The organism is Trinickia soli, assembly GCF_002879855.1.
In the GTDB taxonomy this organism is placed as follows: domain Bacteria; phylum Pseudomonadota; class Gammaproteobacteria; order Burkholderiales; family Burkholderiaceae; genus Trinickia; species Trinickia soli.
In genome coordinates this window covers 242,362-267,956 of sequence record NZ_PNYB01000007.1, presented here as the reverse complement: position 1 = coordinate 267,956, position 25,595 = coordinate 242,362, and the positions used below count along the sequence as shown (strand labels likewise).

Genomic DNA, 25,595 nt, shown 5'->3' with positions numbered 1-25,595 from the left:
CCAGCCTTGTCGTATTCATGTCGATCACCATCCCGCAATGATCGACCCCTAAAAACTTCCCGCTCAGACTCCTTTGCCGTTGGAATCACGCCACCCCGCCCAGACTCCTTTGCCATTGGACAAGGCTCCCCGTTGACAGGGCGCCGTGCGCTGGCATAGAGTGCGTCTCATGCGTTCGATCCAGAACCCCCTCCGAATTACCTCCGGTCGCCTAGGGCGGCCCCTATCGCTACGACTAGCGTAAGCCAGGCGTAGCGCCGCGCATTGCGCGGTCCTCCTCGCAGCACCCCGGCAGTTTCCGTTTCACCCCAAACCGCAGTTCCTTCTACAACCCGTAGTCGTCAGCATTCGGCCGAGTACCGCTTTGCCGAATCGCGAAATCGCCGACGTGGCAGCATCGCGTCCGGCACGATCGGCCAGCCGCTCGATCAGCCGCGTTTTCGCAGACGACCCGACGAACGAGGTCGCACCCATGCTTCGCAACTCTGCCGCAAAGTACCGCCCCTTCCCCGCCGTGCAGTTGGCCGGCCGCAAATGGCCCAACCGTACGATCGAGCGCGCGCCGATCTGGATGAGCACCGACCTGCGCGACGGCAACCAAGCATTGATCGAGCCGATGAGCATCGAGCAAAAGCTCGAGTTCTTCGAGATGCTCGTGGCGATCGGCTTCAAGGAAATCGAAGTCGGTTTTCCTTCGGCGTCGCAAACCGATTTCGACTTCGTGCGCAAGCTGATCGACGAGCAACGCGTTCCGGCGGACGTCACGATCGAAGTACTCGTGCAATCGCGCGCCGATTTGATCTCACGCACGTTCGAAGCCCTGGAAGGCGCGCCGCGGGCGATCGTCCATCAGTACAACGCCATCGCGCCGTCGTTTCGCCGCATCGTTTTCAACGCGTCGAAGGACGACGTCAAAGCGCTGGCTGTCGAAGGCGCACGCCTGATCAAGCAAGAGACGGAGCGTCGGCCAGACACGCAGTGGACCTACGAATATTCGCCCGAAACCTTCAGCATGACCGAGCTCGCGTTCGCGCGTGAAGTGTGCGACGCCGTCAGCGCCGTGTGGCGTCCGACGCCCGAGCGCAAGATGATCGTCAATCTGCCGGCGACGGTCGAAGCCGCCACGCCGAACGTCTTCGCCGATCAGATCGAATGGATGGACCGCAACCTCGCGTACCGTGACAGCATCGTGCTGTCCGTGCATCCGCATAACGATCGTGGCACGGCCGTGGCAGCGGCCGAACTGGCGCTGCTGGCAGGCGCCGACCGCATCGAAGGGTGCCTGTTCGGCAACGGCGAGCGCACCGGCAACGTCGATCTCGTCACGCTCGCGCTCAATCTGTATACGCAGGGAATCGACCCGCGCCTCGACTTCTCCGACATCGACGCCGTGCGCCGCGTGGTGGAGCGATGCAACGCGATCGCCGTGCATCCCCGTCATCCGTACGCGGGCGAACTCGTCTTCACGGCATTCTCGGGCTCGCACCAGGACGCGATCCGCAAGGGCTTCACCCAACAGGCTGGCGACGGACTCTGGGAGGTGCCCTATCTGCCGATCGACCCGGCCGACGTCGGCCGCGGGTACGACGCGGTCATCCGCGTCAACAGTCAGTCCGGCAAGGGCGGCGCGACCTACCTGCTCGAACGGGGCCTCGGCTTCGCGCCGCCGCGGCGCATGCAAATCGAATTCAGTCATGCCGTGCAGCGGCTCGCCGACGACTCGGGCGCCGAAGTGACCGGCGACGCCGTCTGTGCCCTCTTCTCGAGCGAATACCTCGAGGTGCGAGGCCCGGCCGAGCGCGTCGAATCGGTCGTGCGTTGGCGCCGACGAGAGATCGCACGCATCGAGACCGCCGCCGAATATGTCGATGGGCAGACCTGGGTCGCCGCGGTCGCGGCCGCCGTCTCAGCCGCCGCGCGCCGGCGCATCGAGGTCTGCGACTACGAGGGCACGCGAGCGAGCGACGGGCGCACCGCTGTTTTTGTCGCCTGCCGCGTGGAAGAGGAACGACAAACCGAAGGCGGCGGCCAGTGCGTGCGCTATGGCGTCGGCGTGCATGCCAACCCGGCCACGGCGGCAGCCGATGCGCTCGTGAGCGCGATCAATCGACTGGAATGGAGCCTCGATCAAGAGGACGAGGCCGCCGCGGCTTGAGCGTCTGTGCGGTCATGGGGGCGCCCGCCACGAACGGGCTCCCCCTTCGATGCGCTGCGCGTTCTACTCGAGCGCGCAGCGTGTCGCCTGCCACGCGACGAGACGCCAGCAGCCGTCCTCTCGCGTTTGAATCGCCATATAAGCGATCGGAAACACCAGGGCGCCGTTGTTCGCTTCCATCTCGACCAGCGCACGGCCTGTGACGACGCAGGCGTCGCTGCCGACGGGCACGACGTCCTGGGATTGCAGTTCGATCTGCCGATAGCGGCGGCGGCCGGCGGAGATGGCGTCGATGAACTGCTGCTTCGTCTCGCGTTTGCCGTTCGTATGAACGTAGCTGACGCTCTCCGAGAGCAGTTGATTCAGCACCGGCACGTCACCGTCCACCATCGCGCGAAATCGATCTCGCTCGAGCGCGCGAATCGCCTCGATCACCTTCGCCGCCATCGCTCAGCCCCCATGCGACCGGCGCGAATGCACCGTCGTCAGAAGTTGTACTGCAGGTATAGCTGGGTGAAATTTATACCAGGATTCGGCTCTTTGATACCGGCATTCGATACGTGTTGAAAGCGCACGCCCGCCGCGTACTGCTGGCGCGAACCAAACTGTGCGCCCACGCCCGCCGTTTCAGAGAACTGGAACGCCGTCGAGAGCGTGTAAGTGTCGGTGATGATCGGATGGGATAGCACCCGCACGCCGGCTCCGGCTTCGATGTACGGACGGATCCAACCCGAGTCCTTGATTAAACGCACCATCGGCGTCACGCCGAATTCGTAGACGTTGTTGTGATAGACGCCCTCGCCCGCATGCCAGTAACCGAGATGGACTTCGCCGACCAACGAGAAATGCCAGCCGTCGATGTACCACCAGTTCAGCCCGGGATCCCAAACGAAACCGAGGTCGATTTTTTTGACCTTATGCTGCGCGATGCCGCCCGCAACCTGAACGCCGAAAACATGACCCGACGAAGGGGCCGGCGACTCCTGCGCCCCGGCCGACGATGCGATCCCCCACAGCAGCACGGAAGCGAGGCCGCGCCAGACGGTTACCTTGAGCCGGATCAAGTCGTTCTTTTTCTTCATCTCGATACTCCAACCATGGTGGTTGCACGTCGATGAGCCCCAGCCGCTGGGGAGGGTCGAATGATCTTACATTGTGATCAATGGGTCGACGGTACTGTTTCCCGCAAAACATCGTTTGCAATCCGGTCCGGCCCCGGCTCTGAGACTGCTGGTGCGGACCGCGGGCGGTTCTGCACGGCCGCCGGGAAAGGCGTAACATAAACTATTGAAACTCAAACTTCGATAGGATCTTGGAACTTCCGGTGGAGAGGGAACTCGAATGCTTAGCACTCGATGAAACGGAGTGCTAATATCCCCCGTGCAGTTATCTTCGTGGCTGAGCAGTACTTGATTCACAAGGAGTTTTTACGTGAGCAACGCTATGACCCTTCCGAACATTCTGAGCCCGGCGTCGGCTAAGGCCGCTTCGGCAGGTGCTCTGACGCTCGCGTCGTCGATGCTGCCTGGGCAGCTCGGCAATATCGACGCCTACATCCAGGCCGTCAACCGCATTCCGATGCTGAGCGCCGAGGAAGAACGCGAGCTCGCCACCGAATACCAGCAGCGCGCGAGCCTGGAAGCCGCGCGCCGCCTCGTGCTGTCGCACTTGCGCCTGGTTGTTTCGATCGCGCGCAACTACCTGGGCTACGGGCTGCCGCACGCCGATCTGATTCAGGAAGGCAACATTGGTCTGATGAAGGCCGTGAAGCGCTTCGATCCCGAGCAAAACGTGCGCCTGGTGTCGTATGCGATTCACTGGATCAAGGCCGAGATCCACGAGTACATCCTGCGCAACTGGCGCATGGTGAAGGTGGCGACGACGAAGGCGCAGCGCAAGTTGTTCTTCAACCTGCGCAGCCACAAGCAGAGCCTGCACACCTTCACGCCTGATGAAATCGACGGCTTGGCGAAGGAGCTCAACGTCAAGCGCGAGGAAGTGTCGGAAATGGAAACGCGCCTGTCGGGCGGCGACGTGGCGCTCGAAGGGCAGGTCGAGGACGGCGAGGAATCGTTCGCGCCGATCGCCTATCTGGCCGACTCGCACAACGAGCCAACGGCCGTGCTCGCCGCGCGCCAGAACGACAGGTTGCAGACAGACGGCATCGCGCAGGCGCTCGACTCGCTCGATGCGCGCAGCCGCCGGATCATCGAAGCGCGCTGGCTGAACGTTGCCGACGACGGTTCGGGCGGTTCGACGCTGCATGAGCTCGCCGATGAATTCGGCGTATCGGCCGAGCGCATTCGTCAGATCGAAGCGAGCGCGATGAAGAAGATGCGCGCGGCGCTGGCCGAGTACGCGTAAGCCCGCCTGTCGGCACGGGGCGCTCTCTTAAGGCGCCCTCCCTCGTTTCCTCTTCGCTCATCACATGCAAGAAGCCACCTCGCCCCGCGGTGGCTTTTTTTTCGCCCGTCGGCGTGTGCGCCCGCACACCTCTTCCCCGCCTGCTGCGGTTTTTGCCTGGTGAGGTCCTCATCGGCCTGCGTCAAAAGGCCGCCCAGTTGTCGCACATCAAAATCGGCCGCCAAGCCTGGCTCTAGGATGGGCTCATGGGTTTATCGCTTCGGCCGCCCGCCGCGGCGACTACGGAAGAGATCATGCGAGCCGTTCAAGATGCAGCCACCGCCCGTGCGGGCGCGAGACCCCGCTACCGATGTCGAGTGTTCGCGGCCTCCCTCGGACGCTGGGCGCGCGGCCCGACGTTCGGACGCGACGTCACCTTCGTGGTCGTGCTCAAAGTCGTATTGCTGATCGCACTGAAGCTCGCGTTCTTCGATCACCCCCGCGCCTCCGACATGTCCATGCCCCCGGCGGATGTCGCCAAGGCCCTGCTTTCCTCTCCCGCCTCTCGCGTGCCACAAGGAGCCGGCCATGCTCAGTAGCGAAGTCGTCGATCTGTCTCGCCTCCAATTCGGCGTCACAGCCCTTTATCACTTTTTGTTCGTCCCGCTCACGCTCGGGCTTTCATGGCTGCTCGTCATCATGGAAGCCGTCTACGTGATGACCGACAAGCCCGTCTACAAAGACATGACCCAGTTCTGGGGCAAGCTGTTCGGGATCAACTTCGCCATGGGCGTGACGACCGGCATCACGCTCGAATTTCAGTTCGGCACGAATTGGGCCTACTACTCGCATTATGTCGGCGACATCTTCGGGGTGCCGCTCGCCGTCGAAGGCCTGATGGCGTTCTTCCTCGAATCGACCTTCGTGGGCCTGTTCTTTTTCGGCTGGAACCGGCTCTCGAAGGTGCAACACCTTGTCGTGACATTTCTCGTCGCGCTCGGATCGAATTTGTCGGCCCTGTGGATTCTGGTCGCGAACGGCTGGATGAATCACCCGGTCGGCGCTGAGTTCAACTACGAAACGATGCGCATGGAGCTTACGAGTCTGTTCGACGTGGTCTTCAATCCGATCGCTCAGGTCAAGTTCGTCCATACCGTCTCGGCCGGCTACGTGACCGCGTCGATGTTCGTGCTCGGAATCTCCTCGTGGTATCTGCTCAAGCGCCGCAACGTCGAGTTCGCGTTGCGCTCGTTTACTGTCGCCGCCGGCTTCGGACTCGCGTCGACGCTGTGCGTCATCGTGCTCGGCGACGAATCGGGGTACAACACCGGCGAAGTGCAGAAGGTCAAACTCGCGGCCATCGAATCGGAATGGGAAACGGCCAAGCCTCCCGCCGCCTTCACGATCATCGGCATTCCGAATCAAGCGGAGCAACGCACCGACTACGCGCTTCGCGTGCCCTATGCGCTCGGCCTGATCGCCACGCGGTCGCTCGACGAGCCAGTCACGGGCTTGAAAGAACTCGTCGCCCAAAACGAAACGCGCGTGAAAAGCGGCATGCTGGCCTACTCCGCGCTGCAACGGCTCAAGCAAGGCGACAGCTCGGCCGACACGCGCGCCGCGTTCGAGGCGCACAAGGCCGATCTCGGTTACGGTCTCCTGCTCAAAAATCTGACGCCGCGTGTCACCGACGCCTCGCCCGAGCAGATTCACCGCGCCGCGGAAAACACCATCCCGCCTGTCGCGCCGATCTTCTTTTCGTTCCGCTTGATGGTCGGGCTCGGCATCCTGTTCCTCGCCACGTTCGTCTACGCCTTCTGGCTCTGCGCGCGACGCGGTGTGCTCGATGATCGCCGCCGCTGGTTCCTGCGCTGGGCGGTGTGGGCGATTCCGCTGCCCTGGCTCGCGGCCGAATTCGGCTGGGTGGTGGCCGAGCTCGGCCGCCAGCCGTGGACGATCGCCGGCATCTTGCCGACGAGCCTGTCCGTCTCGAGCCTGTCGGCCACCGACGTCTACCTGAGCCTCGCCGGCTTCGCACTCTTCTACACGGCGCTGTTCGTCATCGAGATCATGCTGATGTTCAAGTACGCACGCCTGGGCCCCGCCTCGTTGCATACGGGCCGCTACGAACCCGAGCCGGAATCGGCGGAGGCGGTTGCGATCGATGCGCCGGCGCGATAGGCCATCCGCATCCCTGCCATCGAACGATCAAAGGACCATCATGGACTACGCACTACTGAAAGTAATCTGGTGGGCGCTCATCGGCACGCTGCTGATCGGCTTCGCGCTGACCGACGGCTTCGACATGGGCACGGCCATCCTGCTGCCGTTCGTCGGCAAGACCGACGACGAACGGCGCATCGTCGTCAATACCGTCGGCGCGACCTGGGAAGGCAATCAGGTCTGGCTCATCACCGCTGGCGGCGCGATGTTCGCCAGTTGGCCGCTCGTCTACGCGGCCTCGTTCTCGGGCTTCTACTTCGCGATGCTGCTCGTGCTGTTTGCGTTGTTCTTCCGCCCGGTCGGCTTCGACTATCGCGGCAAGCGCGCCGATCCGCGCTGGCGCTGCGCCTGGGACTGGGCGCTGTTCGCGGGCGGCTTCGTCCCCGCCCTCGTGTTCGGCGTCGCGTTCGGCAATCTGCTGCAAGGCGCGCCGTTCGCATTCGATACCGACATGCGCGTGACGTATCACGGCTCGTTCTTCGCCCTGCTCAATCCGTTCGCGCTCCTGACCGGTTGTGTGAGCCTGTCGATGCTCGTCGCGCACGGCGCGGCGTTTGTGAAGATGAAGACCGACGGCGTCATCGCAGCGCGCGCCTGCCTCGCGCTGCGCGCGGCGACGACGGTGGCGCTACTGACGTTTGCGCTGGCGGGGGCGCTCGTGGCCACGACGATCACGGGCTTTCGGATCGAAAGCGCGCCGCCGCTCGACGCGGTCGCCAACCCGCTGCTCAAGACTGTCGAGGCCGGCAAAGGGCTCTGGCTTGCGAACTATGAGCGCTTTCCGTGGATGATCGTTGCGCCGGCGCTCGGCTTCGTGGGCGGTATCGTCGCCTTCGCCGTCGCGCGCTCGCGCTTCGAAAAGACCGCCTTCATCGCGACGGGCGTGATGATCGTCGGGATCATCCTGACCGCGGGCTTTTCGATGTTCCCGTTCATCATGCCGTCCTCGCTCGATGCGAAAAGCAGCCTGACCGTATGGGACTCGACCTCGAGCCGGCTCACGCTCGAGATCATGCTGGTGGCCGTCATCGTCTTCCTGCCGATCGTGCTCGTCTATACGGGCTGGGTCTATCGCGTCATGCGCGGGAAGGTGACGCAAACGGCACTCGAACAGAACCGCCATTCGATGTATTGAGGCGATCGGTGCCGCCCGCGCTTGAGTGCCGGCTCGGCGCCGGCCGGTGGGCATCGGTGGAAGCGGATTTTACTTAGGAGAACGAACCATGTGGTACTTCAGTTGGATTCTCGGCATCGGCGTCGCACTCGGCTTCGGCATCATCAACGCGATGTGGCTCGAATCGAGGATGGAAACGGCGCGCGTCGCGGCCAAGCGCTAAGCGTCACGGGCTCCGACCAGGGCGAACAGCAAAAACGGCGCCGTGGGCGCCGTTTCCTTCCACCGCTCGCGGCCCCGCATGCGGGGCCGCGTCATACGTGTCAGACCGGCTGTGGCGAAGGGCCACCCGAAGCCGGCAGCCTCGTCGCCAGCAACTCGGCATAGCGCTGCGCAGCCGCACCACAGACGATGTGGAACGTATCGGCCGATACCCAGGCTACGTCGAGCGCACCGAGCCGCTGGCGATCGACGGCCGACGGATCGCGCAGGACCACACGCAACCGCGTCGCCGCCACGGCATCGAGCGCCGCGACGTTCGTCGCACCACCGAACACGGCGAGCCAACGCAGCGGATCCGGGTCGAGCGGCCCTGCCTGGCCATCCGCCACCTTCGATGAAGCCGCGGCCGCAGCAGCGGGCTTGGCGGCACCGACAGCCCCACCGGCAATCACCGCTCGCATTTCATCGGCGATCAAATCCGCTTCGGGCCCGATCACCACTTGCACATTGTGCGCGTCGCGCTTGAGCACCCCGCGCGCGCCGGCCGCCTTGAGGGCAGGCTCGGAAATCTTGCCCGAATCGGCAACCGACAGACGCAGCCGCGTCGTGCAGGCATCGACGAGCGTCAGGTTCTGCGCACCGCCCAACGCGGCGATGTAACGGTCGGCACGCGACGCGGCCGCACCCGCGACAGGCGCAACGAAGCCGCCTTCGTTAAACGACTCCCCTTGCGCATCGGTCGTCGCCGGCTCGCGGCCCGGCGTGGCCATATTGAATTTGCGGATGAAGAAGCGGAACAACCCGTAATACACGACCGCGTACACGAGACCAATCGGAATCGCGAGCCAACCCTTCGTCGACAGGCCGTAGTTGAGCACGTAGTCGATTGCTCCCGCCGAGAACGTGAAGCCCAGATGCACGCCAAGTGCTTGGCAGATGGCCAGTGAAAGCCCTGTCAGCACCGCATGGATCACGTAGAGCACGGGAGCGAGAAACATGAAGCTGAATTCGACCGGCTCGGTCACGCCCGTCAGGAACGAGGTGAGCGCCATCGAGAACAGCAAGCCGCCCACCAATGCGCGGCGCTCCTTCGGTGCTTCATGGAACATCGCCAGACAAGCGGCCGGCAAACCGAACATCATGATCGGGAAGAAGCCCGTCATGAAGCCGCCCGCAGTGGGGTCGCCCGCGAAGAAGCGGTGCAGGTCGCCCGTGACCGCGGCACCGCCGCCCGGCGGCGTGAATGTCCCGAAGACGAACCAGGCGAGCGAGTTGATGATGTGATGCAGGCCCGTGACGAGCAGCAACCGGTTCAACGTCCCGTAGACGAACACGCCGATCGCACCGGCCGTCGTCAGCCAGTGACCCGTCGCGTCGATCGCCAGTTGCACGGGCTGCCAGACATATCCGAAGACAATGCCCAGCACCACGCAGACCAGCCCTGTGACAATCGGCACGAAGCGCTTGCCCCCGAAGAACGCGAGGTAGTCGGGCAGCTTGATGTCCTTGTAGCGGTTGTAGAGCAGCCCCGCAACGACGCCCGCGATGATGCCCGAGAGCACCCCCATGTTGAGCTTGTCGTTGATATCCTTCATCACGGCGATTTCGATCAGATAGCCGATCGCGCCGGCAAGCGCCGCTACGCCGTTATTGTCCTTTGCGAAACCCACCGCTACGCCGATGGCAAACAGCAACGGCAAGTTGTCGAAGATCGTGCCGCCTGCGTCGGCGATCAACTTGATGTTGAATACGTCGGCCTGACCGAGCCGCAGCAAGATGCCCGCAACCGGCAATACCGCAATCGGCAGCATCAGCGCCCGCCCTAGGCGCTGCACCTTTAGAAATGGGTTCGCATCCATTGAATCCTCCAGGTTGGTCTGTCTCGTCGTTGATGCTTCATATCGTCTTGCGACTTCTATCTATCGCCTATCGTCTACCTTCTTTCGCGATTTCCGCTATCGGATTAATTAAATCCCATTAATTAGGATTCCTAATCGATTGCCCAGATTTCGCGGCTTGCTGCCCTTACCGCCTGCGCCGAATCGAGCGCAAGCAAATCGCTCGCGCGCTGACGGCACAACTGATAATCGAGGGTGCGCACGCGCGCCTTGATGCCCGGCACGGCCACAGGGTCCACCGAAAGCTCCGTGACGCCCAGGCCCACCAGCAGCGGCACGGCCACGGGGTCGCCAGCCAACGCGCCGCATACGCCCACCCACTTGCCGTGCTTGGCCGCGCCTTTGGTCGTCTGATCGATCAAGCGCAGCACGGCCGGGTGCAGGCCATCGGCCTGCGCGGCAAGATCGGCTTGGCACCGGTCCATTGCAAGCGTGTACTGCGTCAGATCGTTCGTGCCGATCGAAAGGAAATCGGCATGACGAGCGAGCTGATCGGCAAGCAAGGCCGCCGACGGCACTTCGATCATGACGCCGACCTCGATTGGATCGATACGGCCCAGGCCGCGCGCAAGTTCGTCGATACGCTTGCGCACACGCACGAGTTCGACGGCATCGGTCACCATCGGCAGCAGGATGCGCACCGAGCCGTAGGGCTGCACGGCAATGAGCCCGCGCAGTTGGTCGTCGAGCAGATCGGGGCGCACCTGGGCAAGCCGAATGCCGCGCAGGCCGAGCGCGGGGTTTGTTTCCGGCGGCAATGTCAGATACGGCACCTCCTTGTCCGCGCCGACGTCAAGCGTCCGGATGATGGCTGCGCGTCCTTGCAACGCGTCGACGATCGATTGATAACTTTGTCGGTGTTCGTCGGCGTTCGGCGCCGATTCGCGATGGATGAAAAGCAGCTCTGTGCGCAGCAGCCCCACGGCGTCGGCGCCGTTATCGAGCGCTGTCCGCGCATCGTCGATCGTCGCGATATTGGCCGCGACTTCAATCGCGCGGCCGTCGCGCGTCGTCGCCGCCTGTCGGGATGTGCGGCGATTGGCTTCGCGCACGCCGGCCTGGCGCTGGCGCTCGAGCCGGGCGCGCTCGACGTCCAGTTCCGTGGGGGCGTATTCGAGCCGGCCCGCACTCGCATCGACGACGACTTGCGTCCCCTCGGGAATCGCGTGCAACGCGTCGCCGACGGCAACGAGCGCCGGGATACCCAGTTGGCGCGCGATGATCGCCGCATGAGAGGTCGCGCCGCCGCCCGCCATCACGAGCGCACTTACTCGCCTGCGATCGAGCGAGGAAAGATCCGACGGCGTAAATTCACCCGCAGCCAACACCGCGTCCTCAGGCAGCTCACGGGCCGCCGGATTGGTCAGCCCGAGCGCGCGCAGCACGCGCTTTTCGATGTCGCGCAGATCGGCGGCGCGTTCGGCGAGCAACATGTCTTCGACATGCTCGAGCACGGCGATTTGCGCGCGGATCGCTTCGCGCCAGGCGAATCCCGCGCTTTTACCCAGGCTGATGAGATCGCGGGCCGCATCGACAAGCGTCGGATCTTCGAGCAAGACGCGATGGACCGCGAAAATGCCTGCTTCGCCGACAGCACCGCGCTGTGACGCATCGCGCACGGTGGTGTTGAGCTCTTGATCGACGGTGGCGAGCGCGCGATCGAGCGAACGGCTCTCGGCGGCAGGCGTGCCGGTGGCGAGCTCGGCTGGATCGAGGTCGGTGTCATCCCAACGCACGAGCTTGCCGACAGCGATGCCGGGCGCCGCGCACACGCCCGCGAGCGTATTCGGATCGAGCGGCCCCGGCCGCGCGGGCCGGGTCGGCGCAACCGAGCCCGCGCGAGCGCGCGCTTCCTCGAGTTCGCCATGCACTTCGCGCAGCAGTTCGCGTGCGACCTCGTCAACCGCCAGCGCGGCATGGCGGCCCGTGCCGACGAGCTCGACCGTCGCTCCCTGTCCCGCGCCGAGCCCGATCAAGCTAACGACGCTCTCGACATTCGCTCGTCGGCCATCGTGATGCACTTCGACGTGCGCCTCCAGCCCACGCACGGCTTCTCTCGCGCGCGCTGCCGGGCGAGCATGCAGCCCGCCAGCCTGCACGAGCGTGATCGAACGGCGCGCCTGCACGGTGACGTCGCCCGTCTGCGCCGTCTGCTCCGGCGCGCCCCCGCCTTTGACGCGCAATGCGAGCAACGGACTCACCCCCGCCGTCACGCGTCCCGACGCGCGCTCGATCACGTCGAACATATCGGAATTGGCGATTGCGATGACCGAGACGAGGCTCGGCGCTTTGGTCACGATCGCATCTTGCTCGAACTCGATGAGAAGGTCGCCCGCCTTCACCTGCGCGCCCTGCACGACGTGCGCGGTGAAGCCTTCGCCGCCCAGCGCCACCGTGTCGATGCCGATATGAAGCAGGATCTCGACGCCCTCGGCCGTCTGCAGCGTGACCGCATGGCCCGTGCGCGCCAGGTGCGTAACCTCGCCGTCGCAGGGCGCGACCAAACGCCCTTCGAGCGGATCGATGGCGACGCCGTCGCCAAACATGCCGCCGGCGAACACAGGATCGGGCACGTCGGCAAGCGGCACCACGGGCCCGGTCAGCGGCGCGAGCAGAACCACCTTGTCCGGGGATTGATTCATTAATCGGGACTCCTCAGCACGTTCCATCCGCATCTCTCGCTCAGTGGGTTTCGGTGATCTTGTTCAAGTGGCGCGGCGCATCGGGATCGCGTCCACGGGCGGCCGCGAGTTCGGCCGCCATCACATAGAAGGTTTGGATCGCAGCGATCGGATCGAGCGCCGCGTGGCGGCTGGTCGCGAGCGGTAGCTGCGCGTCGTGAATGTCATCGGGCGCCGCCAGCAGCACGCGCGCGCCGCGCGTGCGCATATCGGCGGCAAGCCGGATCAGCCCCGCCTGCTCGGGCCCGCGCGGTGCGAACACGAGCAACGGGTAATCGCGGTCGATCAGTTCCATCGGACCGTGGCGCACCTCGGCACTTGAAAACGCCTCGGCCTGAATGCCCGAGGTTTCCTTGAGCTTGAGCGCGGCCTCCTGGGCAATCGCGAGTCCCAGGCCGCGACCGATCACGATCATGCGTTCGACCCCGCGCAGCGCATCGACGGCAGGCGACCAATCGCGGACCGCCGCGTTGCGCAGCGTATCGGGCAGCGCCCGCAGGGCATCGAGCAGCACCGGATCGCGCTGCCAATACGCAACGAGCTGCGCCGAGAGCGACAGCATGGCAATGTAGCTTTTGGTGGCAGCAACCGAGCGTTCCGGACCGGCCAAAAGCGGCAATTGCCATTCGCAAGCGTCGGCGAGCGGCGAGGTGGGCGCGTTCACCGCGCTCACGGTCAAGGCACCGGCCTCTCGCAGCGCCGTCATGGTGTCGACGAGATCAGGGCTGCGACCCGATTGGGAGAATGCGAAGGCCAACTCGCCCGCGACACGCAGCGGCGCCGCTTGCAACGTCGCGATCGACATCGGCAACGACGCAACCGGTACGCCGATGCGGCTCATCGCGAGGCTCGCGAAATAACTTGCGGCATGGTCGGAGCTGCCGCGCGCGACGGTCAACGCGACGTGACACGGCTTGGCCGCCAACTCCGACGCGAGCGCCTCGACGCGCTCGCTGTCGGCGCACTGCGCCTCGACGACGGCGCTCGCGGCGAGCGCCTCTTTAAGCATATTCGACAATCTGTTCCCCTTCGACATAGGTCGCACCCAAGGTCAGGTCGCGCTCGAACACGACAAGGTCCGCCCAGGCGCCGCGCGTCAGGCGGCCGCGATCTTCGATGCCGAGATAGTCCGCGGCGTAGCGCGACATGCGGTTCGAGACATCGGCGAGCGGCAGCCCCAGCGACACGAGATTGCGCAGCGCCTGGTCCATCGTCAGCGTGCTGCCGGCGAGCGTGCCGTCGGCAAGGCGTACGCCGCCGAGGCACTTCGTCACGTGCTGGCTGCCGAGGCGGTATTCGCCGTCGGGCATACCGGTCGCCGATGTGCTGTCCGTCACGACGTAAAGACGAGGAATCGCGCGCAACGCGGCGCGAATCGCACCGGGATGAACGTGCAGCAAATCGGGAATGATTTCGGCGAATTCGGCGTGGGCGAACGCTGCGCCGACCAATCCCGGATTGCGGTGATGCATGGGCGACATCGCGTTGAACAAATGCGTGAAGCCGCACGCGCCATGCTTGAGTGCGGCCACGGCATCGTCATAGGTGGCGAGCGAGTGACCGAGTTGGACACGTACGCCGCGCGCCGCCAGCTCCGAGATGATGTCCATGTGCCCGGTGATCTCGGGCGCGAGCGTAACGATGCGAATCGGCGCAACCGCCAGATACTTGAGCACCTCGTCGAGCACGGCGCAAACGGCCGCGTCAGGTTGCGCGCCGAGCTTGCCGGGATTGATGTAGGGCCCCTCCAAATGGACGCCGAGCACACGCGCCCCGCCGGGGGTGCGCACGCGCGTCACTTCGCCCAAGCCCGCAACGACGGCCAGCAATTCGTCCCGGGGCGCCGTCATGGTCGTCGCCAGCAGACTCGTCGTGCCGTGGCGCGCGTGCGTGCGAGCGATCGTTTCGATCGCCGCGCCGGCCTCCATCACATCGGCGCCGCCGCCGCCATGAACATGCAAGTCGATGAAGCCGGGCAGGATATAAGGGTCGCCGTTCGTCGCAGGATCGACGGCGCCCCCTTCAAGCGCGGTGATGCGCCCGCTTTCGCAATGAAGCGTGCCGCGAATCCAGCCATCGGGCGTCAGGATATTTCCAGTCAACATGGGATTGCTATCTCGATAAAACGCGAGCACTCGAGCCGGGCGCGCGATCGTTTCTGCGCATCGCGTCCGCTGCTGCCGGCCGCGTCCGCCCGCGGGTGAGAGGGCTCTCAAATTGGAGCCCATTATATAACCAGAATAGTACCAGTCAACGCAGGCTACGAGCGCGCGCGAAAACGTCGCAAAGCCTTGCGTGCCAAGGGTTTCGCGGCACATACCCGGTTTTGGGCGGGCTTTGCGGCGCATTGGGACTTACCCGGAGCGAATACCGGTGAGGGCCGCCAGCGGTATCGCCGTTGCCATTAGCGTAGACGAAAGTACCTGTTTAGTACCACCTGGGATGACGAACAACACTTGTTTGTTGACGGCGATCCCATATAGTTCTGAATAATTCAGACGATACGGTGACAAACCGGAAGAAAGGCCGCATTGAGAGACACCACTTTGCTGCACCGTGCCGAAGCGGTGCGCCATTTCAATCGCTTCTATACGCAGTACATCGGCGTGCTGCACGAATTTCTGCAAAAGAGTCCGTTTTCCTTGACGGAAGTGCGCGTCCTGCGCGAACTCGCACTGGGGACCGCTTCGACAGCTACCGAGCTGGGCCGCACGCTCGGCCTCGACAGCGGTTACCTGAGCCGCCTGTTGACGAGCTTCGAGCGGCGCCAGTTGATCTCACGACGGCAATCGGAAGCCGACGCCCGCCAGTCTCTGCTCACCATGACGCCCGCCGGTCGCGCGGCCTATGCGCCGCTCGAGGTTGCGGCGCTCGACGAAGTCAGCAGCGTATTGGATTCGTTGTCGGCTGCGGGCCAGGAGCAGCTGATCGATGCGATGCACATCATCGAGCGCCTGCTCGGCCCAAAAGCGCGTGCTCCCGTGCTGCTGCGCGCACCGAAGCCCGGCGACTATGGCTGGCTCGTCCATCGGCAGGCGTTGCTGTTCGGCGCCGAGTACGGGTCGGACATGGGCTTCGAAGCCTTCGCGGCACAAGAGATCGCCGAATTCGCTCGTGAGCATGATCGCGAGCGCGCGGTGTGTTGGATTGCCGAACAGCAGGAATCGATCGTGGGCGCAGCGTTTGTTGCTGCGCTGTCAGAGCGGGCGGCGCGAATGCGCCTGCTCTACGTCGAACCCGAATCGCGCGGTTTCGGCATCGGCACGCTGCTTGTCGCGCACAGCATCCGCTTTGCTCAACGCGCCGGCTACGAGACGCTTACGCTGACCACCTGCGGCATGCTCAATGACGGCCGCCGCATATTCGAGCGAGCGGGGTTCGATTGCGTCGCGACAGAGCCGGAGCGACGCTTCGGACGCAATCTGATTGCGCAGACGTGGGAGCGCAAGCTTTGAAGGAAACCTGGCGCGATCTCTTTCGGGATCGCGAGTAGCGCTCAGAACGACGGCACCATGGCGCCCTTGAATTGCGTGTTGATAAAGTCGCGCACTTCCTTCGAGTGGTAAGCGGCCACGAGCTTTTTCACCCACGGCTTGCCCTTGTCCTGCGCACGCACGGCGATCAGGTTCGCATACGGGCTATGCACGTCTTCGCGCGCGATTGCGTCCTTCGTCGGCTGCAGTCCCGCCGCCAGCGCATAGTTCGTGTTGATGACGGCAGCATCGACGTCCCCGAGCGAGCGCGGCAATTGCGCCGCATCAAGCTCGATCAGCTTGAGCTTCTTCGGATTGTCGGCAATATCGAGCGGGGTCGCGTTGTTGCCGTCTGTGCCTGCGCCCGGCTTCAGTTTGACGAGCCCTTGCGCCTGCAGTAACAGCAATGCACGGTTTTCGTTCGAGGGGTGGTTCGGAAGCGCGAGTTTCGCACCCGGTTGAATATCCTTTACCGATTTGAGCTTCTTCGAATAGATGCCGATCGGCGAAATGTACGTGAGCCCCGCGGTGACGATCTTGTAGCCGCGCTGTTTGACCTGGCTATCCAGATAGGGCTGATGTTGGAAGCTGTTCGCATCGAGGTCACCCGCATCGAGCGCTGCATTCGGCTGCACGTAATCGTTGAACGTCACGGTCTTCACGTCGAGGCCTTCGCTTCTCGCGACCTTTTGCACAACCGCCCATGTCTGTTCATCGGGGCCCGCGATCGTGCCCACTTTGACGACTTGATTTTCGGCGTGGGCGCCGGTGCTGACGATCAATACGGTGGTAGCAGCGACGGACGAGAGGAGCTTGAGAAGCGTCTTGCGTTGCATGGATACTTGCTTTCTTAATTGGAAGAGGAAGACCATGCGATGGTGTCACAGCACGCGCGCGACGGGAAATACGTTGAGCGCATATCCATATGCCGCGCACATGACTCGATCATCGAATTAATTCGGAGTCCGAACTAATGATTTCCACAGATGCAGCGCGAAGGACGGAGGGGCGGACTCAGTCGAGCAGCAGCTTCAGATCGTGAACCCAGGGCTGCGCACCTTGCCCATCGCGCACAAACAAGCGCAGCTTTCCCGAAGGGTCGAAGACGTAACTCGCGGCCGTATGGTTCATCGTATAGCTATCTGGCGAAGCGCCCGGCACCTTCGCGTAATAGACGCGGAAATCTTTGGCAACCTTGGCAAGTTGTGCGTCGCTGGGCCGCAGGCCCACGAAGGACGGATTGAACGCCTGCACATACTGCGACAGCACTTGCGGCGTGTCGCGCTCGGGATCGACGGTGACGAACAACACTTGGACGCGCTTGGCGTCGGGGCCCAATTGCTGCAGTGCTTGAGCAAGCTCCGCCATCGTGGTCGGGCAGACGTCCGGGCAATGCGTGTAGCCGAAGAACAGCACCACCGCCTTGTCCTTGTAGTCGGCAAGCGAACGCGTTTTGCCGCTCGTATCGGTCAATGAAAAATCGGTGCCGAACTGCGTATTGCCCGTCAAGTCGAGATTCTGAAACGCCGGCTCGCTCTTGCCGCAGCCGGCGACAATTACCGCAACGCCAAACAGGCAGGCTGCGAAAAAGATGCGCGACATGCGCGCTAGCGATTGCTTGGCCATAGTGTGCGGATCAAGCGCCGATCAGCGTGCGCGCATAGTGATCGACGAGCAACGCGGCGAACAGCAGCGACAAATACACGATGGAGTAGCGAAACGTCTTGCGCGCAAGCGCATCCGAGTAGTCGCGATAGATCTTCCAGGCATAGCCGAGGAAGACCGCGCCGAGTAAAACGGCCGACGCGAGATAGACAACGCCGCTCATGCCGGACACGAACGGCATCAGCGTGACCGCGAACAAGATCACCGTATAGAGAAAAATATGCAACCGCGTGTACTGCTCGCCATGCGTGTTCGGCAGCATCGGCAAGCCCGCGTTTTCATAATCCTTGCGGCGGTATAGGGCCAGCGCCCAAAAGTGCGGCGGCGTCCACACGAAAATGATGAGCACGAGAATCCAGGCATCGCCGGGCACTGCGCCCGTCACCGCAGCCCAGCCGAGCGCGGGCGGCATCGCCCCCGAAGCGCCGCCGATGACGATGTTCTGCGGAGTGGCCGGCTTGAGCAGTAGCGTATAGACGACCGCATAGCCGACGAACGTGGCAAACGTGAGCCACATCGTCAACGGATTCGTCAACGTGTAGAGCGTCCACATACCGAGCCCGCCGAGGATGGCGGAAAACAGCAGGATCTGCGTGCTCGTGATCTCGCCGCGCGCCGACGGACGCCATGCGGTACGACGCATCATCGCATCGATCTTCTGTTCGACCAGACAGTTGATCGCGAACGCGGCGCCGGCTGTCAGCCAAATGCCGACGGTGCCGCCGATGAGCGCCCGCCAGGGCACCATGCCCGGTGTCGACAGAAACATGCCGATGACCGCGCAAAAAACGGCGAGCTGCGTCACACGAGGCTTCGTGAGCGCGAGGTATTGGGAGATTCTGGAGCCGGGGTGGCGAGCTAGTGTTGTGCTTTCCATGGGATCACGCGGGAGCGGCCTCGCGCGACGAGACGGCGGCGCGGCCAAGTCGGCTGGAAGCGGTTCGAAAGTTTAGCACAACGACCAGCAGCAGCAGGACCGCGGCGCCGCCGTTGTGCGCGACCGCGATCGGCAACGGCCATTGCAAGACGATGTTCGACAGGCCCGTCGCAAACTGCAGCGCAAGCACGATCAGCACGCCTGTCGCCGGCGCGCGCAACGACTCGAATCTGCGCAGCTTCAACGCAAGACCCGCCAGGTAAGCAATGACGATCACCGCAAACGTGCGGTGCGTCCAGTGAATGGCCACCAGCGCATCCTGTGTGATCACCTCGCCGTCCCCCGTCATGCCGAGGGCGCGCCATAGATGAAAGCCTTGCGCGAAGTTCATGGGAGGCACCCATTGGCCGTTGCACGTCGGAAAATCGGTACAGGCGAGAACAGCATAATTCGTGCTCACCCATCCGCCGAGCGCAAGCTGAACGACGAGCAGCACCAGCCCCGCGAGCGCGGCCGCGCGGTAACGCGCAATCTCGGGCTCGTACGCCGGAATCGGCGTCAGACGCGCAGCGAACCACGCGAGCGCCCCGAGCAGCGTCAACCCGAGCAGCAAATGCGTGGTGACGATGACGGGCTGCAACTTCATCGTCACGGTCAACGCGCCGAACACGCCTTGGACGACGATCAACAGCAGCAGCGAAGTGGGCCACCACGGCGATACCGTCAGCGTTTGGCGCTTGATGCGGGCGATCCATGCGCTTGCGGTCTGCGCAATGATGAGCACGCCGATCGCCATGGCGAAGTAGCGGTGAATCATCTCGATCCACGCCTTCATCATGCTGACCGGGCCGCTCGGCAGCGCCGCATGTGCGGCCGCAATCTGCGCATGCGCGAGGAACGGCGAAGCCGTGCCATAGCAGCCCGGCCAGTCCGGACAGCCGAGCCCCGAATCGGTCAGTCGCGTGAAGCCGCCGAACATGATGAGATCGAGCGTGAGAAACGTCGTGACCCACACGAGCTTGCGAAACTTGTCATCGCTCGCTTTGATCCAGACATAGCTCAGCGGAAGCAGCGCGATACAGAGCCCCGTCGCGCCCAATTGCAGCAAAAACATCGAGATAACCTCCTACCTGTCGCGGAAGGCCGGCGGCGAAGGGCCCCCGCCCGCATCGGCTTCGCCTCAGCCGATGCTCGACCCATTCAAAAGCTTCGTAATGTCGCGCTTGATCTTGCTCGGGTCGGGGTTTTTCGGAAACCGCATCATCAGGTTGCCGTTCGGATCGACGAGATAAATGTGATCGGTATCGCGCGTGCCCGCGTCGACGGGTAGCCAGGCCGCGAGTGCTGCCGGGTCGGCAATCAGCTTGCGGGTGTCGGGATAGGCTCGCTCGATCACCGGCGAAATGGCGTCGGAGTCCGTGCGAAGCCAAACGTTGACGACACGTTCGCGTTCGCCAGCCTGCGTCGCACGAATCTGGCGCATGAAATAGAGCTTGGTCGCGCACGCTTCGTCGCATGCGCTTCGATCGACGCTGATCATGAGCCAGCGCCCACGCAGCGAGGCGAGCGGCATCGGCTTGCCCGCTTCGTCCTTGACGATGAGCGCCTCGGAAATCGGGCGCTGCGGCTCGACCAGCGTACCGTAATTGGTCGTGCCGCCGTGCGGCTTGAACACGTAGTACGTGAGATACGAAGCGATAACGGGCGCGGCACAGACGAGCGCAATCAGCAGCACCATCCATCGGCCCCGCGCCCAGGAGCCACGGGCGGCGGCGCCGCTTCGATCTTGTGCGGCCGCAGCGCGGCTGCCGTTCGTACGATCAGATGACTTCGACAACGTGAGTCCCCTCTCAAATCTCTTTCTTTGCGGCCCGTCTGGCCGCGTACAAGCCGAAGCCCAAGGCCGCGGCCGCCATACCCCACCACTGGAGCATGTACCCGTAATTGCGCTCGACGCCCATCGTCGGCGCTGGCCAATCGCGTACCAACCCGTCGCGGGCGTCGCTCGTCTGTTCAATGACGAACGGCTGCAAAGCAAGCCCCGTTTCGGACGCGAACGCGGCGACGTCGAGGTTCTGCCGAATCTGCTGGTGCGCGGCGGAACCGCCCTCGCCCAGCTCGAACGCCCGCGAAGCGTCAGCACGCGCGATGCCCTCTACCGTGACTTCACCCGAAGGCGTGCTGTACGGTGCGATCGCAGTGCGAACGTCGGCGTTGCGCGGCAGCCAGCCGCGATTGACGAGCACATAGCCGCCGCCGGTCAATTGGAGCGGCATGACAACGTAAAAGCCCGGCCTGTCCTGATAGGGCCGATTGTCGAGATAGACGACATGTTCGGGCATGAAGCGACCGACGGCCCGTACGCGATGATATTCGATCGCTGCCAACGGGACCGGCTGCGCGCCGACGCTTTGCGCCGACGCATGCTCGTACCGGTCGATTTGGGCTTGCAACGCTTCCTTCTGATGCGCGCGATCGCGTTGCCAAAAACCGAGCCGGATCGTGACAGCCATGACAAGCGCGATCAGCAGCGCAGGGACGAGGCGAATCTTCATGCTCTTGATGCTCTTCATGCCTGCAGGCGAACCGCTTCGATCGCACCGCGGCGCGTTTCCGGGTGCGCTTGGCGCACGGGGCAGCTCACGCGTGAACCCGCCCCACACCCTGCTCCCGCGACCGGCTCCGGTGCGATAATTACATTGGTTGTCTTACGTCGATTCCGAATATCGGTTGGTTCCATGCACATTCTCGTTGCCGTCGCTTTCGCCCTCATCATCGCCAGTATGGTGTCGGCCCTTTACTTCATGATGCACGACCGCGGCAAGACCAAGCGGATGGTGTGGTCGCTCGCAACCCGCGTCGGGCTTTCGATCTCGCTCTTCCTGTTCCTCTGGCTCGCGCATTGGCTCGGCTGGATTCAATACAGCCAGGTTCCGCTCGGCCGCTGAGTCCCACGCAAGAGGCCGCCAGCGCTTGTCCGGGCCTCACAGCGTGCCTGCCGCCCCGCCTGCCCCCTTCCAGCGCTGCGACACGTTGCCGCAGCCTTCCCGCCAAAAAAGACAAACGCCGCCTCGATCAAGTCGAAGGCGGCGCATACGCGTTTCAGCGTTCATCGCGACGCATGGCATGCCTGGATGCGCCGTGGCCCGTCCCGCGTTCGGCAAGACGGACCGGCTTATGCATTACAGCCAGTAGACGACGACGTACAAGCCGAGCCAGACGACGTCGACAAAGTGCCAGTACCACGCTGCGCCTTCGAACGCGAAGTGATGATCAGCCGTGAAGTGACCGCGGATCAAGCGCACGAGCACGACAGTCAGCATCGTGCCGCCGAGGAACACGTGGAAGCCGTGGAAGCCCGTCAGCAGGAAGAACGTCGAGCCGTAGACGCCCGAGGCCAGCGTCAGGTTCAGTTCGTTGTAGGCATGGATGTACTCGAACGCCTGCATGAACAGGAAGCACACGCCCAACGCGACCGTCGCAGCCAGCCAGGCGATCGCCTTCTTCCGATGATTGTCGCGCAGCGCATGGTGGGACACCGTCAGCGTGGCGCCCGAGCTCAGCAGCAGCGCCGTGTTGATCGTCGGCACGGGCCACGGAACCATCGCCTTGAAGTGGCCGGCCAGTGCGGCCGGACCTTCGTTCGGCCATACGGCCGTGAAGTCGGGCCAAATGAGCTTGTAGTCGAGGCTGCCGAGTTCATGCAACGCAATCATGCGCGCATAGAACAGCGCACCGAAGAATGCGCCGAAGAACATGACTTCGGAGAAGATGAACCAGCTCATGCTCCAGCGGTACGACGTATCGACGCGCTTGCCGTACATGCCGCTTTCCGATTCGGAGATGGCGTCGCCGAACCAGTGCCAAAGCACGAAGAGTAGCCACAGCAGACCCGCGAACATCGTGTACGGAGCCCACGGCGTGTCGTTGATCCAAAGCGCCAACGACCCGAGCATGACCAAGACGCCGATCGACGCCGTGACCGGGTGCCGGGACGGATTCGGCACGAAGTAATACGGGCTCTCGTTTTGACCGCTCATTGTTGATTCTCCACTTCAGTCCAGTTATGCAGTAATCGGCGGCACGTCGACGCCCCGTAGGAATTCCCCCTGGGGATACCGCGCCGCTTCGCTTTTAAGTTGCCTCGTGCCGCTCGCCCGATCAGCTCACGACCGCATGCACGATCGCGATCAGAACGGCAATGAAGATAGCCGCCGCAATCAGCCCCGCCGCGATCAGATGCAATGGGTTCAGCTGCGTATCGGCCTCATGATCGGCCCGGCGCCGCACGCCGAAAAACGACCACAGCACCGCTTTCATCGTCCGCGCGAAACTGCTCTTGCCGTTCGAAGTCATCGCCGTCTCCATCACATCCTCCGCCGCATTCGTCGCACCGCACCCATCACGCACCAGCGGCGGCTACGGACGGGCGGGACACCCCCGTGACCTGCGCGGCCCCCGCGCTCGCCGTCTTGCTCGCCGGCACGTCGAGCTCGAAAAACGTGTAGGACAGCGTAATCGTCTTCACATCGCGCGGCAGCTTCGGGTCGACGTAGAACACGACGGGCATTTCACGCGTTTCGTGCGGCGCCAGCGTCTGCTGCGTAAAGCAAAAGCATTCAATCTTCTTGAAGTACTCGACCGCAAGTTGCGGCGCGTAGCTCGGGATCGCCTGCGCCCGCACCGTGCGGTTCTGATCGTTCGTCACGCGATACTTCACGACCGTGACTTCTCCAGGATGCACATCGAGACTGTTGCTCTCCGGCACGAACCCGAGCGGACCGCGCGCATTCGCATCGAACTCGACGGAAACCGTGCGCGTCGCGTCCACCTGCATGTTCTTCGCCTCGCCGGCCGTTGCGTCGCGTTTGACGAGGTTGTTCACGCCCGTGATCTGACAAATCGCACGATACAGCGGCACGAGCGCGAAGCCGAAACCGAACATGACCGCGGCCATCACCACAAGCTTGATAAGCATCGACCGGTTGAAGGATCTGAATGACCGATCCCGATCGAGCGGTGTGCGCGTAGCCATCCCTTCCCCGTCACTCAACGTCTGACGCGCCGCTCAATGAGACAGCCACTGATTCAGAACAGCACCCAGAAAAAAGACGGCGACGACGGCAAGCAAGATCAAGCCGAGCCGCAGATTGCCCGCGCGCGCTTGCGCCGGCGTACGTCTTTTTTGTGGATGGTTCATCTTCTCGTTCATGACCAGGCCAAGCGCGGCAAAGCGCGCCTGGCCCTGCTTTCAAGGCCACCGCCTTCCGCCGCCCGCACTCTCGTGGTTGCGCACGAGCGGGCCGGCGGCCGGCAGCGACGCCGTATTACTCGACCGTCGGCGGGTTCTCGAACGTGTGGAACGGAGCCGGGCTCGGAACCGTCCATTCGAGGCCGGTCGCCCCGTCCCACGGCTTGTCGGCAGCCTTCTCGAGTTCGCCTGCGCCGCGATAGGCCGGCAGCACGACGGCGAAGAGGAAGTAGACCTGCGCGAGACCGAAGCCGAACGCGCCGATCGACACCACCTGGTTCCAATCCGTGAACTGCGCCGGATAATCGGCGTAGCGACGCGGCATACCGGCCAGGCCGACGAAATGCATCGGGAAGAAGGCCAGGTTGAAGAAGATCATCGAGGCCCAGAAGTGGATCTTGCCGCGCGTCTCGTTGTACATCCAGCCCGTCCACTTTGGTGACCAGTAGTACCAGCCGGCGAACAAAGCGAACAGCGACCCCGCAACCAGCACGTAGTGGAAGTGCGCCACCACGAAGTAGGTGCCGTGATACTGGATGTCGAGCGGCGCCATGGCGAGCATCAGGCCCGTGAAGCCGCCCATCGTGAACACGAACAGGAAGCCGATCGCGAACAGCATCGGCGTTTCGAAAGACAACGAGCCGCGCCACATCGTCGCGAGCCAGTTGAACACCTTCACGCCCGTCGGCACCGCGATCAGCATCGTCGAGTACATGAAGAACAGCTGACCCGTCACCGGCATGCCCGTCACGAACATGTGGTGCGCCCACACCATGAACGAGAGAATCGCGATCGACGCCGTGGCGTACACCATCGAGCTATAGCCGAACAGCGCCTTGCGCGAGAACGCCGGGATCACCTGCGAGACGATCCCGAACGCCGGCAGAATCATGATGTAAACCTCGGGGTGCCCGAAGAACCAGAAGATGTGCTGGTACATCACCGGATCGCCGCCGCCGGCCGCGTTGAAGAACGACGTGCCGAAGTGGCGATCGAACAGCACCATCGTGATCGCACCGGCGAGCACCGGCATCACGGCGATGAGCAGGTACGCCGTGATGAGCCACGTCCACACGAACATCGGCATCTTCATGAGCGTCATGCCCGGCGCGCGCATGTTCAGGATCGTCACGATGATGTTGATCGAGCCCATGATCGACGACGCGCCCATGATGTGGATCGCGAAAATCGCGAAGTCCATGCCCGGGCCCATCTGCGTCGACAGCGGCGCGTACAGCGTCCAACCCGCAGCCGTCGCACCGCCCGGCGCGAAGAACGAGCCGACGAGCAGGCTTGCCGCCACCGGCAACAGCCAGAAGCTGAAGTTGTTCATCCGCGCAAAAGCCATGTCGGCCGCGCCGATCTGCAGCGGAATCATCCAGTTCGCGAAGCCGACGAAAGCCGGCATGATCGCGCCGAACACCATGATGAGACCGTGCATCGTGGTGAGCTGATTGAAGAATTCGGGGCGCATGATCTGCAGACCCGGTTCGAACAGTTCGGCCCGGATCAACAGCGCCGCGACGCCGCCCGAGAGGAACATGATGAACGAGAACAGCAGGTACATCGTCCCGATGTCCTTGTGATTGGTGGCGAAAAGCCACCGACGCCAGCCGTGCGGCGTCGCGTGCGCATGGTCGTCGTGATGACCGTGGCCCGCGGCTACATCGTGTCCGATGCTAGACATGAGAAT

General features: G+C 63.5%; 25 protein-coding genes. 8 read left to right on the top strand and 17 right to left on the bottom strand.

Annotated features, from left to right (window positions below; translation table 11 throughout):
* The first annotated feature begins 472 nt into the window (after nucleotides 1-472).
* Complete coding sequence (gene leuA, locus C0Z19_RS10960; RefSeq protein WP_102609863.1) at nucleotides 473-2,155, top strand: 2-isopropylmalate synthase; 1,683 nt, start codon at nucleotides 473-475, stop codon at nucleotides 2,153-2,155.
* Between the two features lie 63 nt (nucleotides 2,156-2,218).
* Here the strand turns inward: leuA and C0Z19_RS10955 are convergent, their stop codons facing one another.
* Both C0Z19_RS10955 and C0Z19_RS10950 read right to left on the bottom strand, forming a co-directional pair.
* The gene (locus tag C0Z19_RS10955) at nucleotides 2,219-2,602 is read right to left on the bottom strand and encodes a nuclear transport factor 2 family protein (protein WP_102609829.1); all 384 of its coding nucleotides are present in this window, start codon (nucleotides 2,600-2,602) and stop codon (nucleotides 2,219-2,221) included.
* Between the two features lie 38 nt (nucleotides 2,603-2,640).
* The gene (locus C0Z19_RS10950) at nucleotides 2,641-3,237 is read right to left on the bottom strand and encodes an acyloxyacyl hydrolase (RefSeq protein ID WP_102609828.1); all 597 of its coding nucleotides are present in this window, start codon (nucleotides 3,235-3,237) and stop codon (nucleotides 2,641-2,643) included.
* Nucleotides 3,238-3,586: 349 nt separating this feature from the next.
* Here C0Z19_RS10950 and rpoH point away from each other — a divergent pair, with 349 nt between their 5' ends.
* The 5 genes from rpoH to cydX all read left to right on the top strand — a co-directional run bounded on the left by rpoH (nucleotide 3,587) and on the right by cydX (nucleotide 8,058).
* Nucleotides 3,587-4,519, top strand: a complete 933-nt coding sequence (rpoH, locus tag C0Z19_RS10945; protein WP_102609827.1) for an RNA polymerase sigma factor RpoH — start codon at nucleotides 3,587-3,589, stop codon at nucleotides 4,517-4,519.
* A 293-nt stretch (nucleotides 4,520-4,812) separates the two neighbouring features.
* Nucleotides 4,813-5,097, top strand: coding sequence for a cytochrome oxidase putative small subunit CydP (cydP, locus tag C0Z19_RS10940; RefSeq protein ID WP_102609862.1), 285 nt, complete (start codon nucleotides 4,813-4,815; stop codon nucleotides 5,095-5,097).
* Nucleotides 5,087-6,679 (top strand): cytochrome ubiquinol oxidase subunit I, encoded by a 1,593-nt coding sequence (locus C0Z19_RS10935; RefSeq protein ID WP_102609826.1) that lies wholly within the window; start codon nucleotides 5,087-5,089, stop codon nucleotides 6,677-6,679. Before cydP ends, C0Z19_RS10935 begins: the two co-directional genes overlap by 11 nt.
* A gap of 40 nt (nucleotides 6,680-6,719) precedes the next feature.
* On the top strand, nucleotides 6,720-7,856 hold the full coding sequence (cydB, locus tag C0Z19_RS10930) for a cytochrome d ubiquinol oxidase subunit II (RefSeq protein ID WP_102609825.1): 1,137 nt from the start codon (nucleotides 6,720-6,722) through the stop codon (nucleotides 7,854-7,856).
* Between the two features lie 88 nt (nucleotides 7,857-7,944).
* On the top strand, nucleotides 7,945-8,058 hold the full coding sequence (gene cydX, locus C0Z19_RS10925) for a cytochrome bd-I oxidase subunit CydX (RefSeq protein WP_102609824.1): 114 nt from the start codon (nucleotides 7,945-7,947) through the stop codon (nucleotides 8,056-8,058).
* A gap of 100 nt (nucleotides 8,059-8,158) precedes the next feature.
* Here the strand turns inward: cydX and nagE are convergent, their stop codons facing one another.
* The 4 genes from nagE to nagA all read right to left on the bottom strand — a co-directional run bounded on the left by nagE (nucleotide 8,159) and on the right by nagA (nucleotide 14,741).
* Nucleotides 8,159-9,916, bottom strand: coding sequence for an N-acetylglucosamine-specific PTS transporter subunit IIBC (nagE, locus tag C0Z19_RS10920; protein WP_175084028.1), 1,758 nt, complete (start codon nucleotides 9,914-9,916; stop codon nucleotides 8,159-8,161).
* Nucleotides 9,917-10,047: 131 nt separating this feature from the next.
* The gene (ptsP, locus tag C0Z19_RS10915) at nucleotides 10,048-12,624 is read right to left on the bottom strand and encodes a phosphoenolpyruvate--protein phosphotransferase (protein ID WP_102609822.1); all 2,577 of its coding nucleotides are present in this window, start codon (nucleotides 12,622-12,624) and stop codon (nucleotides 10,048-10,050) included.
* Nucleotides 12,625-12,637: 13 nt separating this feature from the next.
* Nucleotides 12,638-13,645: an SIS domain-containing protein gene (locus tag C0Z19_RS10910; protein ID WP_175084031.1), complete on the bottom strand. Its 1,008-nt coding sequence runs from the start codon at nucleotides 13,643-13,645 to the stop codon at nucleotides 12,638-12,640.
* Nucleotides 13,638-14,741, bottom strand: coding sequence for an N-acetylglucosamine-6-phosphate deacetylase (nagA, locus tag C0Z19_RS10905; RefSeq protein WP_102609821.1), 1,104 nt, complete (start codon nucleotides 14,739-14,741; stop codon nucleotides 13,638-13,640). Before nagA ends, C0Z19_RS10910 begins: the two co-directional genes overlap by 8 nt.
* A gap of 426 nt (nucleotides 14,742-15,167) precedes the next feature.
* Between nagA and C0Z19_RS10900 the strand changes: the two genes are divergently transcribed.
* Entirely contained in the window at nucleotides 15,168-16,091 is a 924-nt protein-coding gene (locus C0Z19_RS10900) for a bifunctional helix-turn-helix transcriptional regulator/GNAT family N-acetyltransferase (RefSeq protein ID WP_102609820.1), read from the top strand.
* 41 nt (nucleotides 16,092-16,132) lie between these two features.
* Here C0Z19_RS10900 and C0Z19_RS10895 read toward each other — a convergent pair whose 3' ends face one another.
* From C0Z19_RS10895 to C0Z19_RS10870, 6 genes are all read right to left on the bottom strand, one after another.
* Nucleotides 16,133-16,945 (bottom strand): MetQ/NlpA family ABC transporter substrate-binding protein, encoded by an 813-nt coding sequence (locus tag C0Z19_RS10895; RefSeq protein WP_102609819.1) that lies wholly within the window; start codon nucleotides 16,943-16,945, stop codon nucleotides 16,133-16,135.
* Nucleotides 16,946-17,123: 178 nt separating this feature from the next.
* Nucleotides 17,124-17,711, bottom strand: a complete 588-nt coding sequence (locus tag C0Z19_RS10890) for an SCO family protein (RefSeq protein WP_233196087.1) — start codon at nucleotides 17,709-17,711, stop codon at nucleotides 17,124-17,126.
* A gap of 34 nt (nucleotides 17,712-17,745) precedes the next feature.
* The gene (gene cyoE, locus C0Z19_RS10885) at nucleotides 17,746-18,651 is read right to left on the bottom strand and encodes a heme o synthase (protein WP_102609860.1); all 906 of its coding nucleotides are present in this window, start codon (nucleotides 18,649-18,651) and stop codon (nucleotides 17,746-17,748) included.
* Nucleotides 18,652-18,655: 4 nt separating this feature from the next.
* Nucleotides 18,656-19,765 (bottom strand): COX15/CtaA family protein, encoded by a 1,110-nt coding sequence (locus C0Z19_RS10880; RefSeq protein WP_102609817.1) that lies wholly within the window; start codon nucleotides 19,763-19,765, stop codon nucleotides 18,656-18,658.
* 66 nt (nucleotides 19,766-19,831) lie between these two features.
* Entirely contained in the window at nucleotides 19,832-20,488 is a 657-nt protein-coding gene (locus C0Z19_RS10875; protein WP_102609816.1) for an SCO family protein, read from the bottom strand.
* Between the two features lie 13 nt (nucleotides 20,489-20,501).
* Nucleotides 20,502-21,206, bottom strand: coding sequence for an SURF1 family protein (locus C0Z19_RS10870; RefSeq protein ID WP_175084030.1), 705 nt, complete (start codon nucleotides 21,204-21,206; stop codon nucleotides 20,502-20,504).
* 183 nt (nucleotides 21,207-21,389) lie between these two features.
* Here C0Z19_RS10870 and C0Z19_RS10865 point away from each other — a divergent pair, with 183 nt between their 5' ends.
* The gene (locus C0Z19_RS10865; protein ID WP_102609814.1) at nucleotides 21,390-21,599 is read left to right on the top strand and encodes a twin transmembrane helix small protein; all 210 of its coding nucleotides are present in this window, start codon (nucleotides 21,390-21,392) and stop codon (nucleotides 21,597-21,599) included.
* 234 nt (nucleotides 21,600-21,833) lie between these two features.
* Here C0Z19_RS10865 and C0Z19_RS10860 read toward each other — a convergent pair whose 3' ends face one another.
* From C0Z19_RS10860 to ctaD, 5 genes are all read right to left on the bottom strand, one after another.
* Nucleotides 21,834-22,691, bottom strand: coding sequence for a cytochrome c oxidase subunit 3 (locus tag C0Z19_RS10860; protein ID WP_102609813.1), 858 nt, complete (start codon nucleotides 22,689-22,691; stop codon nucleotides 21,834-21,836).
* 121 nt (nucleotides 22,692-22,812) lie between these two features.
* Complete coding sequence (locus tag C0Z19_RS10855) at nucleotides 22,813-23,007, bottom strand: DUF2970 domain-containing protein (protein WP_102609859.1); 195 nt, start codon at nucleotides 23,005-23,007, stop codon at nucleotides 22,813-22,815.
* Between the two features lie 46 nt (nucleotides 23,008-23,053).
* Entirely contained in the window at nucleotides 23,054-23,686 is a 633-nt protein-coding gene (locus tag C0Z19_RS10850; protein ID WP_102609812.1) for a cytochrome c oxidase assembly protein, read from the bottom strand.
* A 33-nt stretch (nucleotides 23,687-23,719) separates the two neighbouring features.
* The gene (locus tag C0Z19_RS10845) at nucleotides 23,720-23,851 is read right to left on the bottom strand and encodes a cytochrome oxidase small assembly protein (RefSeq protein ID WP_102609858.1); all 132 of its coding nucleotides are present in this window, start codon (nucleotides 23,849-23,851) and stop codon (nucleotides 23,720-23,722) included.
* A gap of 127 nt (nucleotides 23,852-23,978) precedes the next feature.
* Complete coding sequence (gene ctaD / locus C0Z19_RS10840; RefSeq protein WP_102609811.1) at nucleotides 23,979-25,589, bottom strand: cytochrome c oxidase subunit I; 1,611 nt, start codon at nucleotides 25,587-25,589, stop codon at nucleotides 23,979-23,981.
* Nucleotides 25,590-25,595 lie beyond the last annotated feature (6 nt).

Excerpts from the sequence above, each read along its gene's own strand:
- leuA (WP_102609863.1), top strand. The coding sequence starts at position 473 with ATGCTTCGCAACTCTGCCGCAAAGTACCGCCCCTTCCCCGCCGTGCAG.
- C0Z19_RS10955 (WP_102609829.1), bottom strand. The coding sequence starts at position 2,602 with ATGGCGGCGAAGGTGATCGAGGCGATTCGCGCGCTCGAGCGAGATCGA.
- C0Z19_RS10950 (WP_102609828.1), bottom strand. The coding sequence starts at position 3,237 with ATGAAGAAAAAGAACGACTTGATCCGGCTCAAGGTAACCGTCTGGCGC.
- cydP (WP_102609862.1), top strand. The coding sequence starts at position 4,813 with ATGCGAGCCGTTCAAGATGCAGCCACCGCCCGTGCGGGCGCGAGACCC.
- C0Z19_RS10935 (WP_102609826.1), top strand. The coding sequence starts at position 5,087 with ATGCTCAGTAGCGAAGTCGTCGATCTGTCTCGCCTCCAATTCGGCGTC.
- cydB (WP_102609825.1), top strand. The coding sequence starts at position 6,720 with ATGGACTACGCACTACTGAAAGTAATCTGGTGGGCGCTCATCGGCACG.
- cydX (WP_102609824.1), top strand. The coding sequence starts at position 7,945 with ATGTGGTACTTCAGTTGGATTCTCGGCATCGGCGTCGCACTCGGCTTC.
- nagE (WP_175084028.1), bottom strand. The coding sequence starts at position 9,916 with ATGGATGCGAACCCATTTCTAAAGGTGCAGCGCCTAGGGCGGGCGCTG.
- ptsP (WP_102609822.1), bottom strand. The coding sequence starts at position 12,624 with ATGGAACGTGCTGAGGAGTCCCGATTAATGAATCAATCCCCGGACAAG.
- C0Z19_RS10910 (WP_175084031.1), bottom strand. The coding sequence starts at position 13,645 with ATGCTTAAAGAGGCGCTCGCCGCGAGCGCCGTCGTCGAGGCGCAGTGC.
- nagA (WP_102609821.1), bottom strand. The coding sequence starts at position 14,741 with ATGTTGACTGGAAATATCCTGACGCCCGATGGCTGGATTCGCGGCACG.
- C0Z19_RS10895 (WP_102609819.1), bottom strand. The coding sequence starts at position 16,945 with ATGCAACGCAAGACGCTTCTCAAGCTCCTCTCGTCCGTCGCTGCTACC.
- C0Z19_RS10890 (WP_233196087.1), bottom strand. The coding sequence starts at position 17,711 with ATGTCGCGCATCTTTTTCGCAGCCTGCCTGTTTGGCGTTGCGGTAATT.
- cyoE (WP_102609860.1), bottom strand. The coding sequence starts at position 18,651 with ATGGAAAGCACAACACTAGCTCGCCACCCCGGCTCCAGAATCTCCCAA.
- C0Z19_RS10880 (WP_102609817.1), bottom strand. The coding sequence starts at position 19,765 with ATGTTTTTGCTGCAATTGGGCGCGACGGGGCTCTGTATCGCGCTGCTT.
- C0Z19_RS10870 (WP_175084030.1), bottom strand. The coding sequence starts at position 21,206 with ATGAAGATTCGCCTCGTCCCTGCGCTGCTGATCGCGCTTGTCATGGCT.
- C0Z19_RS10865 (WP_102609814.1), top strand. The coding sequence starts at position 21,390 with ATGCACATTCTCGTTGCCGTCGCTTTCGCCCTCATCATCGCCAGTATG.
- C0Z19_RS10860 (WP_102609813.1), bottom strand. The coding sequence starts at position 22,691 with ATGAGCGGTCAAAACGAGAGCCCGTATTACTTCGTGCCGAATCCGTCC.
- C0Z19_RS10855 (WP_102609859.1), bottom strand. The coding sequence starts at position 23,007 with ATGACTTCGAACGGCAAGAGCAGTTTCGCGCGGACGATGAAAGCGGTG.
- C0Z19_RS10850 (WP_102609812.1), bottom strand. The coding sequence starts at position 23,686 with ATGGCTACGCGCACACCGCTCGATCGGGATCGGTCATTCAGATCCTTC.
- C0Z19_RS10845 (WP_102609858.1), bottom strand. The coding sequence starts at position 23,851 with ATGAACCATCCACAAAAAAGACGTACGCCGGCGCAAGCGCGCGCGGGC.
- ctaD (WP_102609811.1), bottom strand. The coding sequence starts at position 25,589 with ATGTCTAGCATCGGACACGATGTAGCCGCGGGCCACGGTCATCACGAC.